Source organism: Streptomyces sp. URMC 124, from assembly GCF_051386455.1.
In the GTDB taxonomy this organism is placed as follows: domain Bacteria; phylum Actinomycetota; class Actinomycetes; order Streptomycetales; family Streptomycetaceae; genus Streptomyces.
Map to the genome: position 1 here is coordinate 1 of NZ_JBPQTS010000155.1, position 17623 is coordinate 17623.

General features: G+C 74.6%; 14 protein-coding genes and 1 pseudogene. 2 read left to right on the top strand and 13 right to left on the bottom strand.

Annotated features, from left to right (window positions below):
• From ACSNOG_RS26325 to ACSNOG_RS26380, 12 genes and pseudogenes are all read right to left on the bottom strand, one after another.
• A pseudogene (locus ACSNOG_RS26325) lies at positions 1-138 on the bottom strand (FHA domain-containing protein); the annotation flags it as partial.
• A gap of 135 nt (positions 139-273) precedes the next feature.
• Positions 274-1653, bottom strand: a complete 1380-nt coding sequence (locus ACSNOG_RS26330) for a VWA domain-containing protein (protein WP_436755190.1) — start codon at positions 1651-1653, stop codon at positions 274-276.
• A gap of 128 nt (positions 1654-1781) precedes the next feature.
• The gene (locus tag ACSNOG_RS26335) at positions 1782-3089 is read right to left on the bottom strand and encodes a protein phosphatase 2C domain-containing protein (RefSeq protein WP_436755191.1); all 1308 of its coding nucleotides are present in this window, start codon (positions 3087-3089) and stop codon (positions 1782-1784) included.
• A 3-nt stretch (positions 3090-3092) separates the two neighbouring features.
• Positions 3093-5639, bottom strand: a complete 2547-nt coding sequence (locus ACSNOG_RS26340; RefSeq protein ID WP_436755192.1) for a tetratricopeptide repeat protein — start codon at positions 5637-5639, stop codon at positions 3093-3095.
• Complete coding sequence (locus tag ACSNOG_RS26345) at positions 5636-6982, bottom strand: hypothetical protein (RefSeq protein WP_436755193.1); 1347 nt, start codon at positions 6980-6982, stop codon at positions 5636-5638. Before ACSNOG_RS26345 ends, ACSNOG_RS26340 begins: the two co-directional genes overlap by 4 nt.
• A 71-nt stretch (positions 6983-7053) precedes the next feature.
• Entirely contained in the window at positions 7054-8010 is a 957-nt protein-coding gene (locus ACSNOG_RS26350; RefSeq protein ID WP_436755202.1) for a glutamate ABC transporter substrate-binding protein, read from the bottom strand.
• 113 nt (positions 8011-8123) lie between these two features.
• Positions 8124-9515 (bottom strand): hypothetical protein, encoded by a 1392-nt coding sequence (locus ACSNOG_RS26355; RefSeq protein ID WP_436755194.1) that lies wholly within the window; start codon positions 9513-9515, stop codon positions 8124-8126.
• A 235-nt stretch (positions 9516-9750) separates the two neighbouring features.
• Positions 9751-10572 carry a tyrosinase MelC2 gene (gene melC2 / locus ACSNOG_RS26360; RefSeq protein WP_436755195.1) on the bottom strand — a complete coding sequence of 274 codons (822 nt, stop codon included), beginning with the start codon at positions 10570-10572 and terminating at the stop codon, positions 9751-9753.
• A 57-nt stretch (positions 10573-10629) separates the two neighbouring features.
• Positions 10630-11031, bottom strand: coding sequence for an apotyrosinase chaperone MelC1 (melC1, locus tag ACSNOG_RS26365; protein WP_436755196.1), 402 nt, complete (start codon positions 11029-11031; stop codon positions 10630-10632).
• Positions 11032-11479: 448 nt separating this feature from the next.
• Complete coding sequence (locus tag ACSNOG_RS26370; RefSeq protein ID WP_436755197.1) at positions 11480-12472, bottom strand: N-acetylglucosamine kinase; 993 nt, start codon at positions 12470-12472, stop codon at positions 11480-11482.
• The gene (locus tag ACSNOG_RS26375; RefSeq protein ID WP_436755198.1) at positions 12463-13716 is read right to left on the bottom strand and encodes a 6-phospho-beta-glucosidase; all 1254 of its coding nucleotides are present in this window, start codon (positions 13714-13716) and stop codon (positions 12463-12465) included. Before ACSNOG_RS26375 ends, ACSNOG_RS26370 begins: the two co-directional genes overlap by 10 nt.
• 41 nt (positions 13717-13757) lie before the next feature.
• Positions 13758-14942: an ROK family transcriptional regulator gene (locus tag ACSNOG_RS26380; protein WP_436755199.1), complete on the bottom strand. Its 1185-nt coding sequence runs from the start codon at positions 14940-14942 to the stop codon at positions 13758-13760.
• A gap of 155 nt (positions 14943-15097) precedes the next feature.
• Between ACSNOG_RS26380 and ACSNOG_RS26385 the strand changes: the two genes are divergently transcribed.
• The gene (locus ACSNOG_RS26385) at positions 15098-15598 is read left to right on the top strand and encodes an FBP domain-containing protein (protein ID WP_436755200.1); all 501 of its coding nucleotides are present in this window, start codon (positions 15098-15100) and stop codon (positions 15596-15598) included.
• Positions 15599-15662: 64 nt separating this feature from the next.
• Here the strand turns inward: ACSNOG_RS26385 and ACSNOG_RS26390 are convergent, their stop codons facing one another.
• Positions 15663-16754 (bottom strand): mechanosensitive ion channel family protein, encoded by a 1092-nt coding sequence (locus ACSNOG_RS26390; RefSeq protein WP_436755201.1) that lies wholly within the window; start codon positions 16752-16754, stop codon positions 15663-15665.
• A 254-nt stretch (positions 16755-17008) separates the two neighbouring features.
• Here ACSNOG_RS26390 and ACSNOG_RS26395 point away from each other — a divergent pair, with 254 nt between their 5' ends.
• The gene (locus ACSNOG_RS26395; RefSeq protein ID WP_030366446.1) at positions 17009-17545 is read left to right on the top strand and encodes an HNH endonuclease; all 537 of its coding nucleotides are present in this window, start codon (positions 17009-17011) and stop codon (positions 17543-17545) included.
• The last annotated feature ends 78 nt before the right edge of the window (positions 17546-17623 follow it).

The window sequence follows — 17623 nt, forward strand, 5'->3', positions numbered from 1 at the left end:
CGGCGCGGGGGGAGGCGGCGGGGCGGCGCCCGTGGCTCCGGCGGTGCCGGGCCGGCCGGGCGTCCCGGACATGCGGTGGCCGCACACCTCGCACCAGTCCTCGGCCGTCGACTGGTGGCCGTTCGGGCAGGTCGGCATGTCGGTTGATCCCCCTCGTGTGCCGTTCGTTGCGGTCGTGGCCGGCGGGGCGGTGCCCTGCCGGCGGGTGCTTCCCAGGGTCGGTGCGGACGGTCCGCGCCGCGGCACACTGAGCGGCCGCCACGCCTCCCGGCGCTACTTCTTCACCCGTACGGTTTTCGTCGAGCGCGTTTCGAGGGTCATCTGCGCCTCCGCCGTGACCTTCGCCTTCAGCCGCACAGTACCCGTCGCGGCGTCCACCACGTCCACCACCTTGGCGAGGAGTTTGGCGGTGTCCTCGTTGCCGGAGCGGTTCGCCAGCTGGACGGCGCGGCCGAGCTTGGCCGTCGCCCCGTCGATGTCGCCGGAGCGGCGCAGGTCCAGGCCCTGCTGGATGACCCGGGCCAGCTCGGCCTGGCCGGTGTAGTGGGCGACCTGGGGGTTGAGGGAGGTGGACGCGGCGAGGTCGTCCGTCCAGACCGCCCGGACGAGCCCCTGCGCCAGGACCTGCGGGGAGGCGCCGGCGGGGCCGGGCAGCACCAGCGAGACGCGGGCGGCGAGCATCTCCTCGCCCACCGCCGCCGCGGGCACCCGCACGCACAGGTGGTAGTCGCGCGACTCGTCGCCCCAGGAGCCGGTGGGGTAGTCGCCGATGCGCGGCCCGGCGTCCACGCGCCGCTCGGTCAGCGTCTGAAGGGAGGGCGCGACCTGCTTGAGGAACTGCACCTCGGCGCCCTGCGGGGTCCACAGGCGCAGGGCCACGTCCGCGACCTCCTTGCCCATGGCGTTCTCCATCATCCGCGTGAAGTCGGCGGACAGCCCGGCCGGGTCGGCGACGATGTCGGCCGTGCCCAGCAGCGCCGAGGCGATGCCGGTGACCTCCTTGACCTCCCAGTCGGTGCCCACCCCGCGCGCGTCACAGGTGAACCGGCCCGCGCACGCCTCCAGCGAGGCGCGCAGGGCGTCGGGCTCCTCGTGTTCGTTGCGGCCGTCGGTGAGGAGGATGCCGTGCCGTATCGGCGCCTCGGACGACTCCAGCAGCCGGTCGGCCAGGCGCAGCCAGGTGCCGATGGCGGTGCCGCCGCCCGGAGTGAGCTTGCGCAGCGCGTCCTTGGCCTGCTGCCGGGTGGTCGCGTCCGCCACCGCCAGCCGCCCGCCGCCGGGGTAGGCCTCCTTCGCCTGGTGGGTCCCGGCCACGACGGCGAAGGCCACGCCGTCGCGCAGGGTGTCGATGGCGGCGGCCGTGGCGGCGCGGGCGCCGCGCATCTTGGTCGGCGGGTAGTCCATCGAGCCGGAGCAGTCGACCATGACGACCACGGCCGCATCGGATCCGGCGGCCCGCTGCCCGTATGACGAGGGGGACTGACGGGGCACCAGGGGAGCGCGGGAGGCGAGCGGCGTCTCCGCCATGGTCCCTCCGCCCGTGGCGGTGACCGTGACGATCGCGTTGACCTCGCGCCCGCCCTCCGGCAGGTGGGCGTTCTGGTACACGTCGACCGCGAACCGGTGCTCGCTCGGCTTGGAGAAATTGGCCATCTGATCCGCTCCTCGGTACTCCGTCCGTGCCATGGACACCCGGGCGGACCGGCGCGCGGCACCGTACCGGCCACCGTCGCGCATCCCCCCTGCGGGCACCTCCGGCGGCAGCCGGGGGAGCCCTGGTCTCAGGCCGATCCTGCCCCCTCGGGCGACAGCGGGAACGGCAGTACGGCCACTGTTACGTTGTCGTGGCCCCCTCCGTCCAGGGCGTGGGCCAGCAGTTGCCGGGCGCACTCCAGCGGCCGCGTCCTGGCGTCCGGCGGGGTGACCTCGGCCATCAGCTCGGCCGACTCGGCGTAGTTCCACAGCCCGTCCGTGCAGACGATGACCACGCCCTTGCGGTCGGGGTGGAAGGACGCGGTGTGCGGCTCGACCTCGTAGGCGTCCGCGCCCAGCCAGCCGGTGATGGCGTGGGCCCGCTCGTCGGCGTACGCCTCGGCCTCCGTCAGCAGGCCCGCGGCGACCATCTGCGCGGCCCAGGAGTCGTCCTCGGTGAGCCGGGCGGGCTGGGTGGACCGGTCCTCCGGCACCCAGTAGGCCCGGCTGTCGCCGACCCAGCCGACGGTGAGCAGGTCGCCCGTGACCACCGCCGTGACGATCGTGCACGCGGGGGCGTTCTCGTGGCGGTGCGGATCGTGCTGCAGCGGCCCGCGCGCGGGCGCGGCCAGCGACGTGACCGCCTCGGCCGCCCGCATGATCGCGTCATGGGTGGCCTGCCGCGGATCCCCGCCCTCCGGCAGGGCCGCGACCAGCACCTCCCGCGCCGCCGCGCACGCCGCGGCCGACGCCTCGTCGGGCCGGGTCGCGGACGACACGCCGTCACTGACGACGGCGACGGTGGCCGGGGCCCCGTCGGCCAGGGCGATGGCGGACACGGCGTACGCGTCCTCGTTCCGGTGGTGGCGCAGTCCGCGGTCGCTGACCGCTGCGACGCCTGGCAACTGGTGCTCCATGTGATCCCGTTCGCGCGGCTGTGCATGCCCGCAGTGTTCGCAGTACCCGTCCTTGTCGATCATGCCGGATCGGCACGACCCGCAGACCCGCCCGGTGCCCTCCGGACCCGGGTGGGTGACACCCTCCTGGGCCGGCGCCCCGGAGGGCTCGTGCGCCGCCTGCGCGGGGACCCCCAGTACGGCGCCGGTGCGGGGGTCGGGCGCGCCGGGGCCCGCCGAGGCGTCGCTCCCCGGCGGCCGCGCGGGCTGGGGCGGGCCGTCGCCCGAGGGCGCGGGAGGCAAGAGGGGAGCCCGTACGGCCGCACGGGCGCCGGGCTCGGGCAGCGCGAGCCGGTAGTCGCCCGGCCCGTCGTCGGGGCGGACCGCAGGCACCGCCGACAGGTCGGCGCCGCAGCCGCCGCAGAAGTTGTCGGCCGGGTCCAGTGGTTCCCGGCAGGCGGGGCACGCCGTCAGTTGAGAGGGGCGCGGCACTTGCGACATCGATCACACCCATGTCCTGGGGCGGAAACGGTTTGCCCGCTCCACCAGTTCGATCCGTTCCTCGCCGCGCTGGGCCAGCCGGGCGAGCACGCGATAGCTGCGCTCCAGCCCGAAGCGCAGCTCGCGCTCGTCCAGGCCGCGGCCCAGCAGGGCGCCCGGGCGGGCGCCCTGCGGCCCGCCGCCCGGGCCGGGGGAGCCGGACAGCACCCAGTCCAGCGCGCTGCCCAGCACCTCCGTGGAGAGCCGCTCGCGGCGCACGGCGTCCAGCCCGAAGTCCGCCAGCCGCTCCACCTGGCCCGCGGCGGCCACCAGGTCGTCCAGCAGCGGCTCCTGCGGCGAGCGCCGCCGCAGCCGGGCCCGCACCGCCGCGACCCGCGCCGCGGTGTAGTGGATGGACGCCTCCGGCACGGACTCCAGCGCGCGCACGGCGCCCCGGCGGTCCCCGCCGGCCAGCCGCACCCGCGCCAGCCCGAACGCGGCGCTGACGAAGCTCGGGTCGGTCACCCACACCAGCCGGTAGTACTCGGCGGCGTTGTCCAGCTGCCCGAGGACCTCCGCGCACACGCCCAGCGCCAGCTTCGGGGCGGGCTCGCCCGGGAAGGCGTCGTAGACCGCGTCGAAGGACAGCGCAGCCGTCTCCTTGTCACCGCAGACCAGTGCGTGGAGCCCGCGGTACCAGACGATCCGCCAGTCGCCCGGGTGGGCGGCTTCGAGGCTCTCCAGAGCATGGGACGCCTGCACCTCCTCGCCCAGTTCCAGCTGGGCCCGGATCCTGCGCAGCCGCAGCTCCGTCGACTCGGCGGGCGCGCCCTGCAGCGCGGCGTACACCTCGGCGGGCTGCGAGGCGAGCAGACCCGCCAGGAAGCCGGCGTTGGGGTCCCCGGGGGCGACGAGCGGCACCGGCAGGGCCAGCGCCGCGGCCCGGGCGTCGAGCGCCGCGACGGGGGCCTCGCCCGGCGGCGCGCCCGCCGGTGCGCGCGGCAGCGCCCGGCGGCCCGGCGCCGCGCGGCCGCCCAGCACCGAGACCTCTCCGTCGGCCTCCTCGAACAGGCGGGTGTCCACCACCCGCAGCTCCGGGCCGAACAGCGTGGACAGCGCCGGCCGCGGCCGGCCCGTCTGCAGCGCGACGACCTCCCGCAGCACCCCCGTCAGCTGGTCGGCCATCTCCTCGGCGGAGGCGAACCGCCGCGCCGGGTCGGGGTCCGTGGCCCGCACGAGCAGCCGGTAGAAGGACTCGTAGCGGGAGAAGACCTCGATGTGGTCCGGGTCGGGCAGGCGGTCGCGGAAGACGTTCGTGTAGCCCTGGAAGTCGAAGGTGAGCACGGCCAGCGTGCGGGCCACCGTGTAGAGGTCGGAGGCGACCGACGGGCCCACTTCGGCGACCTCGGGGGCCTGATAGCCCACCGTGCCGTAGATCGCGCCGTCCTCGTCGTCCATCCGCCGGACCGCGCCCATGTCGATCAGCTTGAGCTGGTCCTGCTGCTGGATGGCGTTGTCGACCTTGAAGTCGCAGTACAGCAGGTGGCGGCTGTGCAGGTGGCCGAGCGCCTCCAGCGCCTCGATGCCGTACGCGCACGCCTGCTCCACCGGCAGCGGATCGCGCCGGCCGTCCGGGGTCCGCCGCTCGTTGGCGATCTCCTTCAGCGACTTTCCGCCCACGTACTCCATGACGATGTAGCCGTCGAGGCTGCCGGTGCGCTGGTCGAGGTGCTCCACGAAGTTGTAGATGCGGACGATGTTGGAGTGCTCGATCTCGGCGAGGAAACGCCGCTCGGAGACCGCCACCGCCAGGGCGTCCTCGTCGCCGGTGTCCAGCAGGCCCTTGAGCACGACCCAGCGGTCCGACACGGCCCGGTCGACGGCCAGGTAGATCCAGCCGAGCCCGCCGTGCGCCAGGCAGCCCGCCACCTCGTACTGCCCGTGCACCACGTCGCCGGCGCGGAGCTTGGGCACGAAGGAGTACGGGTGGCCGCACTTGGTGCAGAAGCCCTCCGTGCGGCCCGGCCGGTCCCCGCGCGCCCGGCCCACCGGCGCGCCGCAGTCGCTGCGGCTGCAGAACCGCTTGCGCTCGGGCACCTCCGGATTCTCCAGCACCGCCGCCCGGGGATCCGGACGCGGCACCTCCGGCACCTTGACCAGGCCCGCGCCCAGCCTGCCGCGCCCCGACGACGACGGCCCCGTACCCGCGCTGCGCACCGACACCGACCGCGTGCCCGCGCTCCCGGCCCCCGGCAGCGAGCGCGACAGCCGCCCCGACACCGACCGCCGCGAGGACGAGGAACGCGACGACGAACGCGAGGAACGCGACGACGAACGCCCCGAAGCGGACCCGGACGACGGTCCCTCCGCGCCCGGCGAGCCCTCGGACCCCGCTCTCGCACCCCCCGGGCCGCCGCCCGGCGCGCCTGCCGCCACCCCCGTGGCGGGGGAGGAGACCATCCCGTTCGGTGACACGACCGGTGCCAGCCCGCACGTGTCGCAGTACAGCTCGCCGCCGCCCACGTCCTCGTACGAACCGGCGCACCCCGGCCGCTGACACGCCTCGCTCATGCTTCCCCCCTCCACCCCGCGGGCTGTTCCCCGGCGCCCGGCGGCGCCGACAGCGCCTCGGCCAGCGCCTGCTGATAGCGCAGCACCGCCGCCTCGGCGGCCACCAGATCGCACGGCGCGCTCCACAGCATGCGCCGCGCCGCGTCGTACCGCTCGGTGAGCAGGGAGTCCTCCGCGAGGCCGTGCCGCGCGGTCTTCGCCTTGTAGGCGTCCAGGCGGCCGCGCAGCTCGGCGCGGACGGCCAGCGGGGCCGTCACCGCCGTCAGCGACTCGCGGGCGCGCAGCAGCTCCTCCTCCGAGCGCTCCTCCAGCCCCTCCAGGAGCGGTGAGAGCCGGTGCCAGCGGGCGTGCCTGCGGTGCTCGGCGGCGGCCGCCAGCTGCTCGTAGAGGGCCGTCGGCGGGCCCGAGACGGCCGGCACCACGGACGCGGCGATCTTCGACAGGACCTCGACGCGCGCCTGCCGGGCCTCCTGCAGCGTCCGGTCCGCGCGCGAGAGGACGTCGCGTACGCGCATCAGCCGCCGCTCGGCGTCCTGCCGGACGTCCAGCACGGCCTCGACCTCCCGGCGGACGTCCTCCAGGGCCCGCGCCGCGCGGTCGTAGCGGGTGGTGTCCGGGCGGCCGCCGCCCGGCGCCGAGCTGGGCGAGGAGCCCGCCCAGAAGGCGACCGGATCCGATATCACTTCCTCCCGCAGCGCGGCCAGTTCCCGGGTGATCTGCTCCAGGTCGTCGCCGGAGGGGTGCTCGCCGGGACGGACGCCCACCGAGTGGGCGAGGGAGCGGGTGCGCCCGAGCTCGGCGGCGAGCATGTCGATGCGGGCCGGCAGCGCGGACCACACGGCGTCGGCGATCACGACGACGTCGAGGGCCTGGGCGTACCAGCCGTTCATCCGGTCGAGCAGCTCCTGCAGGCTCAGCTGCTCGCTGAGCCGCACGGGCCCGCCCGCGGTGCCCGCCGCGCCCGCCGGGAGGAGCGCCGTGCCGAGCGCGGACGTGCCGTGGCCGGGCAGGGTGATCCCGGAGCCGCGCAGCAGTTCGGTGAGCTCGGACAGCTCGCCCTGGGTGGGCCAGCGGCGGCGGGAGCGCAGCTCGCGGGCGGCGGTCAGAGCAGCGGTGTAGGCGTCGAAGTACGCCCACAGCTGCCCGATGAGGGCCTCGGCGGCCGCCCACCGGCTCTTGCTCTCGCCGGTGAGGTCCGCCCCTTCCAGCAGGCGCCGCCCCGCGTGGTCCTGGAGGGCGAGCAGCGAGGATTCGACGGCCTCGTGCTCCGCGCCGAGCCTGGCCAGCGCACGGTCCACCTCCTCGCGGGTCAAGGCCGGCCCGGTGGGCTCCGCGACCGCCATCGATCCCCTCTCTCCTGTCCGCGGCGCGCGCCGCGGGCGTGTCCGTTACGGCCGTGCTCCCCGGCCCGCCGTCAGTCCCGGTACTTGGGCGCCGGCGGGGCGGTGATGCCCTTCAGGTCGGCGGCGAGCCACTTGTCGTACGCCTTCATCCAAAGGCTCGCGGCGCCGCCGCCGCGGTAGTCCTCCAGCACCTTGTTGACCCGGCGTACCAGGTCCGTGTCCGCGAGGTTCATCGCCACGCCGTACGGTTCGGTGGTGAACGGCTTTCCGACGAGCTGCACGGAGGGGTCCTGCGCCGCCTGCCCGGCCGCCAGGGCCCTGTCGTTGACCACGGCGTCGACCTCGCCCAGCTGGAGCCGCACCAGGCAGTCGAGCTGGTTGGGGACCGTCAGCAGGGAGGAGCCGTGCGGCTCTTCCCGCACTTTGATCTCGGCCGTGGAGCCCTCCGCCGTACAGACCTTCTTCCCCCTCAGCGAATCGTCGAACGCGGTCACCGGTGACCCCTTGGGGACCATCACCTGCTGACCGGACTCGAAGTAGGCGGTGGAGAACGCCACTTGCCTGACCCGGTCGCACGTGATGGTCATCGTGCGGGCGACGATGTCCACCTTGCCCGTCTGCAGGGCGGATATGCGCCGGCTCGTGGGGATCGCGAGATAGGTGACCTTGCCGGGGTCGCCGAGGATGTCCTTGGCGAGGGCCCGGACGAGGTCGATGTCGAAGCCGCTGAGCTCGCCGTCGGCGGGGTTGCGGTAGCCCCAGCGGTAGCTGTTCTGGTCGACGCCCGCGATCAGCCGGCCGCGGGCCTTGATGCGCTGCACCGCCGGGCCGTCGGCTCCGCCCGCGGGCCGCAGGCTCGCCTCGGGGTCGGTGCACGGCGCGGGCGCCGCCGCACCGGGGGCGGGCGCCGCGGGCGCGGCCGCCCGCAGGGGGTCCCGCGCGGGTGCGTCGCCCGTGGGCAGCACGGCCGCGGCCGCCGCGGCCAGGGCGATCACGGCGGCCGCCACCGCCGCGGGGCCGGCCCGCATCCGCAGCCGCCTCCGCCTCCGGGACGTCCGGGCTCCTGCCACGCGCACCGCCTCCCCCTCGTCCTTCTCGCCTTCCTCGTCCTGCTCGGCCTGCCCGTGCTTCTGTACCCGTCTCACCGGTACTCCGACAGCCTGCGGCCCACGCCGAGGACGGCGCCCGCGGCGCCCAGGACGGCCAGCACGGCCGCTCCGGCGGCGAGACCGGAGAACGCGCCGCGCCCGTCGTCGGCCGCCTGCCGGAACTCGGCCTGCTCGTGGGTGAGCGCGCGCTGCAGTGCGGTGTCCACCCGGTCGAAGGACTCACCGGTGCTGTCCTTGGCGCCGATCACCTTGCGCAGCGCGTCGTCGTAGTCGCCGCGGTCGTCGGCGAGCGCCCGGGCCCGGCCGTGGCGCTGCTGCCACTCGCGGACGTCCTTGACGGCGGCCTCGACCGGCTCGCGCCCCTCGGTGTCGTCGGCGAGGCCGAGGGCGCGCTCCAGCAGGGAGCCCGCGCGGGCCGGGCCCTGGCTGCCGCCGACGAGCCGGCCCATGCCGTCGCGGTAGCCGGTCTCGTAGGCGTCGTCGCCGTTCTTCCCGAGGACGGCGCCCCGGGCGACCATGGCGAGGTTCTCGTCGCCGCGGGCCTGGAGCGAGCCGATGCGGGCCTCGTTGAGCGCCTGCAGGGAGCGGGCGCCGTGGGCGGAGGAGTCCTCCAGGTCCGAGCGGGCGACGGCGTGGCCGACGACCAGCCACAGCAGGACGACGACGGCGGCGGCGGTGGCACCGAGCAGACCGTGGTTGAAGACCCGGTTCGTCCGGAGGTAGTTGCGCCGCTGCGCCCAGGCGAGGGCGGCGAGGGCGGCGGCGCCGAGAGCCAGGGCGGCCCAGGGCCAGGACTTCGCGTCGTCGTAGTCGGAGCCGAGGCGGCCCGTCTCGGCCTCGTACAGGCCGCGGGCGGCGGGCAGCAGCTCCTCGCGCATCCGGTCGCCCGCGTAGCGCAGGTAGGCGCCGCCGAGCGGCAGGCCCTGGCGGTTGTTGGCGCGCGCGGCCTCCACGAGGCCGGTGTAGCGGGGGAGTCCCTCGTTGAGGGTGGCGATGCGGGCGCGGGCGGTGGCCGAACCCTCGGCGTTGGCGGCGGCCTTGACCAGCAGCCGGGAGGCGAGGGCGATGTCCTTCTCGTAGCGCTGCCGGACCGCGCGCGGCTCCTGGCCGCCTGCGAGGAAGCCGCTCGCCGCGGTGGTGTCGGCGTCGGCGAGGGAGCGGTAGATGTCGGCGGCGTCGGCGCTGAGCGGCTGGCTGGTGCGGACGACGGAGTCGGCCGCGGCCGATCTGGAGGTGACCTGCCAGGCGGTGACGGCACCGAAGGCGACGAGGGCCACGGCCAGCACGGCGCCGATGACCCGCAGTCTGCCGGGCTCGGTGGTCGCCGCGGCCCGCGCGCGGTCGAGGGCCTCGCGCCAGGCCGGGCCGGAGGCGCTGCGGCCGGGCGCTCCTCGCGGCCCGCCGGCCGGCTGCGGCTGTGACACGTGACCTCCCCCTCGGTCGCTGAGGGCGGCCCGTTGCCCGGCGCGGCGGGAACAGGTGCCCGGCCAGCAGTATGGCCGCAAGGACTGACAAAAACACCGGGGTCGGCGCGATCTTGTTCGGATCGCGATCTCCACCGGGGCCCGTGCCGGCCCTCGTTCCCCATCACGCCGCGCCGGCCCGGCGCGGTTCCCCGCACCGGGCCGGCCGGCGCGTGCGCCCGTCGCGTGCCGTGCCTTACGCGTACGTGTAGTACGAGCTGTGGTCGAGCATCTGCGCCGGGGTGACGTTGTTCCACGGACGCATGGTGTCGTTGAGGTCCACGACGTTGGCGGTGCCGGCGGCCGGCAGGTAGCCCGAGGCCGGGTGCATGCGCTGCCAGTCGGACCACAGCTTGTCGATGAAGCAGTGGTGCAGCCAGAAGACCGGGTCGTTGGGGGAGACGCCGCTGGACATGTGGCCGCCCATCCACACGTGGACGTTGTTGTGCACGCGGCCCGCGCCGCGCCAGCCCTCGAGGTAGTTGCGGAAGCCGCCCTCGGAGAGGCTGTTCCACGGCGCCGTGTCGTAGACGGGCATGGCGAGGACCGCGTCGACCTGGGCCCGCGTGGGCAGCGCGCCCGAGGCGCCCATCTCGCGCTGCAGGAAGGGCCGGTCGTCGGCGCCGACGGTGATGGGCCACTTGCCCCCGGAGTAGGCGAAGGGGCCGGTCATGACCTGCGCGTCACGGCTGCGGCCGTTGCCGCCCATGAAGTCGGCGCCGAAGATCGAGGCGTTGACCGTGCGGTCCACGGTCCAGTCCCAGTAGGGGAGCGTGACCGAGGAGTCGATCTTCTGCAGCTCCTGCTCGAACTGGATCAGGAAGCGGCGGTGCCAGGGCAGGAAGGAGGGGGAGCGGTGGCCGACGCGGTCGCTGTCGTCGCGGTCGCTCATGATGAACTGGTCGTGCGTCTGCACGAAGCTGTCGTAGCCGCCCTTGCGCTTGAGCTCGAGCACGGCGTTGACGAAGTTGCGCTTCTCGGTGGCGGTCAGGTTCGCCTGGTTCTTGCGCACTGCCATGGGGTTCGTGTCCTCGTGAGTGGGAAGTGTGGGTCGGTGGGGTGCGGCAGTGGCCGGTTACATCGCGATCGGGACGAGCTGGGCGCCCCGGAGCTTGTCGACGGCGGCGCGGGTGAGCGACAGCGGCTCGGCGAAGACCTCGTAGTGGTTGATGACGCTGATCCAGGTGCCGTCACCGTTGCGCATGATGTGCAGGTCCCGGCCGTCGATCGTGACGGCGAAGCCGCCGTGGGCGGCGTGGTGGCCCTCCGTCACCGGCTTGCCCACGATGCGGCGGCCCTTGTAGACCTCGTCGAACGCAGCGAGGCCGGTGCCGTGGCCGCCGTGACCGGTGTGGTCCTCGGTGGTGGTGTGCCCGGCGTGGTCGGCTGCCTGAGCGCCGGTGGCGAGCAGCGCCACACCGGCGGCGGCAGCGGCGGTTCCTCTGAGCACGACGCGTCGGCTGACGTTGGACGACATGGGTCGTTCCCCCTCGTATTGCGCGCCGACAAGGCGCGGAATGGACGATCAGTAGCGGAAGTTGTCACGAATGCAGCCGTAAATCCCTTTTGATGGCGGTTGCTTGTTGTATTTCGTGATCAATCCGTGCGGGCGGAGCCTCGCATGACCGGGGAGGGGTCAGAAAACGGTTGGCCGATTTTGGGACATTAGGTAAATGAATGGTCAACGAATGCCGTGGGAGAAATTACTGACTCATGGCTTTGTTGACGCCAAGTCAGGAAACTTTGGCCGCCACGGGGGTCCCTGCGAAAGATCTTCCGGTCGCGGGTGGGCTGCGGTGATGCCTCTCACGATGTGAACATGACGTGAAGAAGGCGGCGGTATCGCGGATTCCGGCCAGGGAATGACAGATTCCGCGATACCGGTCGCCCCACCGGAAACAGGAGCCAAACGGACTCCGCCCGCCCTACCTTCCCGCGTAGTGCGCCCGCAGCCGGGCGTGAGCCGCCGCCGGAACTCCCGCGCGGTCCAGCGCCAGCAGCGCCGCACCCAGCACCGGCGGCGCCGTGACCACCACCGGCACCGCCAGCGGCGCCCGCCCGGCCAGCAGCGCCACCACCTGCTCGTGCAGCAGCGGGTGCCGGGCCGCGAGCACCCCGCCGCCCAGCACCACCGGCACCTCGGCCCCCAGCAGCCCCAGCCGCTCCAGGGCGACCGCGGCCATGACGACGATCTCCTCGGCCTGCCGGGTCACGAGGGCGCGGGCGACCGGATCGCCCCCGGCCGCCACCGCGAACAGCACCGGTACGAGCTCGTACCGCCGCTCCGCCGCCACCCGGCCCAGGTGCAGCGCCTCGATGAGCGCGGGCATGCCGTCCAGCCCGAAGTGCGCGGGCAGCGCCCGGGCCAGCGCGGTCGGCGCGCCGCGGCCGTCGGCGGCCCGGGCCGCCGCCCAGAGGGCCTCCTCCGCCAGACACGCGCCGCCGCCCCAGTCGCCGGAGAGCCGCCCGATCGCGGGGAAGCGCGCGGTGCGGCCGCCCGGCCCGAGCCCCGCGCAGTTGGTGCCCGCCCCGCACACCACCGCCACGCCCACCGGCTCGCCCCCGTCGGGCAGGCCCGCCCGCAGCAGCGCGAAGGTGTCGTTGGCGACGGCGACCGTACGCCCCCAGCCGCGGGCGGCGATCTCCGCGGTCAGCCGCTCCTCCTCCACCGGCAGGTCGCAGTTGGCCAGGCACGCGCTGACGTGCGCCGCGTACGGCGGTGCGGCCGGGCCCGCGGCGGCGACGGCCCGCTCCACGAGCGCCGCGAGACCGTCCACCGCCTGCCGCACGCCTTCCCGCACCGGCTGGAACCCCCCGCCGCGCGCCGCCCCGAGCACGCGGCCGTCCGGGCCCGCCAGCACCACGTCGGTCTTGCTGTTGCCCGCGTCCACGGCGAGCAGCGCGCCGCTCACGCCCACGCGAGGTGCTTCCGGTTGTGCGCGAGGAGGGCGTCGGTCAACCGGTCGGCGTGGTCGACCTGCCCGATCAGCGGGTGCGCGAGGAGCGCCCGGAAGACCCGGTCCCGGCCCCCTTCGAGCGCCGCCTCCAGCGCCAGGTGCTCGTACGCCGTGACGTTCGCGACCAGCCCGGCGTACAGCGGCTCCAGCGGGCGTACGGGCAAGGGGCGGGCGCCCCTGGCGTCCACCGCCGCGGGCACCTCGATCACCGCGTCGTCGGGCAGGAAGGGCAGGGTGCCGTTGTTGAGGGTGTTGACGACCTGGACGTCCCCGGTGTCCCGCAGCAGCGACGCGGTCAGGGCGACCGCCGCCTCCGAATAGAACGCGCCACCGCGCTTCGCCAGCAGCGCGGGCTTCTCGTCGAGCGCGGGATCGGCGTACATCGTCAGCAACTCCCGCTCCATCGCCGCCACCTCGGCCGCCCGCGAGGGCTTGGTGCGCAGCTCCCGCACGACCTCGTCGTGCCCGTAGAAGTAGCGCAGGTAGTAGGAGGGGACGACGCCGAGGCGCTCCAGCACCGAGCGCGGCATGCGCAGATCGGCCGCGACGGCGTCGCCGTGCTCGGCGATCAGCCGCGGCAGGACGTCCTCGACGCCGACGGTCACCGACCGCTCCCAGGTGAGGTGGTTGAGGCCCACGTGCTCCAGCGCCACCTCCTCCGGGGCGACCCCCAGCAGCCCGGCGAACTTCCGCTGGAAGCCGATGGCCACGTTGCACAGGCCCACCGCCCGGTGCCCGGCCGCCAGCAGCGCCCGCGTCACGATGCCCACCGGATTGGTGAAGTCCACGATCCAGGCGCCCGGGCTGCGCCGCCGCACGCGCTCGGCGATGTCCAGCACCACCGGGACCGTACGCAGCGCCTTGGCGAGCCCGCCCGCCCCGGTGGTCTCCTGGCCGACGCAGCCGCACTCCAGCGGCCACGTCTCGTCCTGCCGGCGGGCCGCCTGGCCGCCCACGCGCAACTGGAGCAGCACGGCGTCCGCGCCCTCCAGACCCGCGTCAAGGTCCGCGGTCCAGGTGACGCGGCCGGGGTGGCCCTGCCGGGCGAGGATCCGCCGCGCCAGCGGGCCCAGCAGCTCCAGCCGCTCGGCGTCCGGGTCGATCAGGACGAGCTCCGTCACCGGCAGCGTGGCGTGCAACCGGGCGAAACCGTCGACGAGTTCGGGGGTGTAGGTGGATCCGCCACCCACTACTGCGAGCTTCAACCTTGACTCCTTCGCTGTTGCCGAGCCGGAGCGGCGAGCGGTCACGCCGTGTCGAACACGGCCTCCCGCGCCGCCGCGAGTACGGTCCGCAGCGCCCCCGCCAGGACCGGGCGGCCCTCCACCGCGCTCAGCCGCAGCTGCGGCCGGGGCAGGGCCAGCCCGGTGAGCTCGGCCTCCACCATGGCGCGCAGCCGCTCGCCGCCCGCCCGGCACACCGCGCCGGAGAGCACCACCAGTTCGGGGTCGACCACGGCGACGACCGCCGCGAGCCCGACGGCCAGCCGCCTGCCCAGCTCGGCGTGGACGTCGTCGCCCGCGCCCGGCCGCGCCGCCGCGCGGGCAAGCGCCTCGGACGCCGTACGGGCCTCGATGCCGTGGGCGCGGGCGAGCTCGACGACGGCCGGCGCGGCGACGAGCATCTGGAAGCCGCCACCGCCGTCCGGGCCCGCCGTGGCGTCGTCCCCGCCGCGCGCGAGCGGCGCGCCCGGCAGCGGCATGTAGCCGATCTCGCCGGCGCCGCCGGTGGCGCCGCGCAGCAGCGTGCCGCCCAGGACGACGGCGGCGCCGACCCCTTCGTCCGCCCACAGCAGGACGTAGTTCCCGCAGCCCCGGGCCGCGCCCTCGTGCTGTTCGGCGACGGCGGCCAGGTTGACGTCGTTCTCGACGACGACGGGCGTGCCGAGGGCCTCGGCGAGCTCGTCGAGCAGGGCGGGGGAGCGCCAGTGCGGCAGGTGCGGGGCGTAGCGCAGGAGGCCGGTGCGCGGGTCGAGGGCGCCGGGGGTGCCGATGACGGTGCGGTGCAGTGCGTCGCGGCCGAGCCCGGCGGCGGCGAGGGCGCCGTCGACGGCCCGGGCGACGAGCTCCGCCGCCCCGTCGTCGCCCCGCTCAGCGGGCGCGTGGTGCTCGCCCACGACCGTGCCGGCGATGTCCGCGACGAGCGCGGTGACGCCGTCGGGGCCGGCGGTCAGCGCGGCGACGTGCGCGATGCCCGGCTCGATCTCGTAGAGCTGCGCGCTGGGCCCGGGCCGCCCGGTGACGCTGCCGGTGCGGCGCACCAGGCCGGCGGCCTCCAGGCGGGCGAGCAGCTGGGAGGCGGTGGGCTTGGACAGTCCGGTCAGCTCGCCGAGGCGGGTGCGGGTGAGGGGGCCGTGCGCGACGAGGAGGTCGAGGGCGGCCCGGTCGTTCATGGCGCGCAGCACGCGCGGCGTCCCCGGGGTCCCGGCCATCACGCCCCCTCAACTGTTAGGAAACTTTCCTACCCACTGTTGCAGAGGCTAGGAGCCCACCGCGCGGGCGTCAATCACCCCCGCCGGCCCCCGCCGGGCGCCCCGCCCCGAAATTCGGGCGACGAATCGCCCGAACGCTGTTAATTTCCCTGACCATGCACCCGCTCGCCGACAACGACATACGCGCGTCCTTCATCAACTGCTCCAAGGGAGAGGCGCGCCGGATCGCCCTCCCGCGCAACCTCTCGGAACTCCCCTGGGAGGACCTCGACTTCCTGGGATGGCGGGATCCGGGGGCGCCGGACCGCGGCTACGTCGTCGCCGAGCGCGAGGGGAAGCCGGTCGGCGTGACCCTGCGGGTGCCGCAGGGCGGGCCGCGGAGCATGGCGAAGTCCACGATGTGCTCGCTGTGCCTGACCGCGCACCCGGGCTCCGGCGTCTCCCTGCTCGCCGCCCGGCGGGTCGGCCCGGCCGGGCGCGAGGGCAATACGGTCGGCGCGTACATGTGCGCGGACCTGGCCTGTTCGCTCTACGTGCGTGGCAAGAAGGTCCCGCAGATGGCGATGCGCTACAAGGAGACGCTGAGCGTGGAGGAGAGGATCTCCCGCATGCTCGTGAACCTGGACGACTTCCTCGGCAAGGTCGAGCGCGGGTAGGCCCGCGGGCAGGGCGTGCGGCCCGGCGGCAGGGCCGCCGGGCCCGTACGGCGTCGTCCCGCCGTCACTTGCCCAGGGTCGCGCCCGTCGCGCCCGGCACCACGGGCGCGGGCGGTATCGGCGTCGTGGCCTGGGACTGCGGGGACGCCGGGTTCGCCAGGGCGGACGGCGCGGCCACGGCCGCCGCCGGGTCGGCCCCGTCGGTCTCCAGGTTCGCCTCCTGCGGGCGGCCGACGATGCGGATGCCCTCCGCGTCCAGCGCCCGCTTGATGCGCCAGCGCAGCTCGCGCTCGACGCCGAGCGCCTTGCCCGGCATGGTCTTGGCGGACACCCGGATGACCACCGAGTCGAGGTAGACGGCGCTCAGGCCGAGGACCTCGACGGGCTCCCACAGGCGCTCGGTCCACGGCTCGGACTTCTGCATGTCCTCGCCCGTGCGGGTGATGATCTCGCGGACCCGGTCCAGGTCCTCGTCCGAGCGGATCTGGACGTCGACGCCGGCCGTGGCCCAGCCCTGGCTCAGGTTGCCGATGCGCTTGACCTCGCCGTTGCGCACGTACCAGATCTCGCCGTCCGTGCCGCGCAGCTTCGTCACGCGCAGGCCCACCTCGATCACCTCGCCGGAGGCGACCCCGGCGTCGATGGTGTCGCCGACGCCGTACTGGTCCTCCAGGATCATGAAGACGCCCGAGAGGAAGTCGGTGACGAGGTTGCGGGCGCCGAAACCGATGGCGACGCCCGCCACGCCGGCGCTCGCCAGCAGCGGGGCCAGATTGATCTTCAGCACCGACAGCACGGTCAGCGCGGCCGTCCCCATGATCAGGAACGAGGCGACGCTGCGCAGCACGGAGCCGATGGCCTCCGAGCGCTGCCGCCGCCGCTCGGCGTTGACGAGCAGGCCCCCGAGCGCCGTGCCGTCGACGGCCGAGGCCGTGCGGTTCATGCGCGCTATGAGCTTGGTGATGGCGCGCCGGATCAGGGAGCGCATCACCACCGCGATCACGACGATCAGGATGATGCGCAGGCCGTTGCTGAGCCAGACGGACCAGTTCTCCTCGACCCAGCCGGCGGCGTCGTTCGCCGTCCGTTGTGCCTCGTCGAGAGAGACAGGACGGGGCGTCGCGTCTTCTGCGGCCAGGGCAGCGGACCAGAACACTGCAGGAACCCTTCGTGTAGGACGCCGGCCCGGGGTGCGGGCGGGCGGACTCACCACACTATCGGGGCAGAGGTGATCCTCCGTTGCTGTGTTCGAGATGCGACGGGTCTTGAGCGGGGGATGAACAGGATGTGTTCCAAAACACCCGTGACCCGTTACCCGGTCATGGTGGCGCTCCGACCAGGGGCCGGGGGACACTTGCAGGAGATCGTCCCGGCGCGAGCCACGCGCCGCCGGCGTACAAGGAGGCACCCGTGCCGCACGTCCTGGTCCTCAACGCGTCGTACGAGCCGCTCGGCGTCGTACCGCTCCGCCGCGCGCTCATACTCGTCCTCAATGAGAAGGCCGTCAGCCTCGAGGACACCGGCGCCTACATGCACAGTGCGACTTGCACCATCCCTGCTCCCAGCGTCGTCCGCCTCAAGCGGTTCGTGCGCGTGCCCTTTCGGGGGCCCGTCCCGCTCACCCGCCGTGCCCTCTTCGCCCGTGACGGCGGGCGCTGCGCGTACTGCGGTGGCGTCGCAACCAGCGTCGATCACGTGGTCCCGCGCAGCCGCGGCGGCCAGCACGCCTGGGAGAACGTGGTGGCCGCCTGCCGCCGCTGCAATCACGTCAAGGCCGACCGGCACGTCGCCGAGCTGGGGTGGCGGCTGCGCCACCAGCCCGCGCCGCCGTCCGGGCTGGCCTGGCGCATCATCGGCACGGGCCATAGGGATCCGCGCTGGCTGCCTTACCTCGAGGCATTCGGCGCGGAGGACGCGATGGCCCGGATCGACGGCATTTCCGCCTGATGGTCCCGGGCCATTTCCGTACCCCGGGGGGGGGGGGGGGGGGGGGGGGGGGGGGGGGGGGGGGGGGGGGGGGGGGGG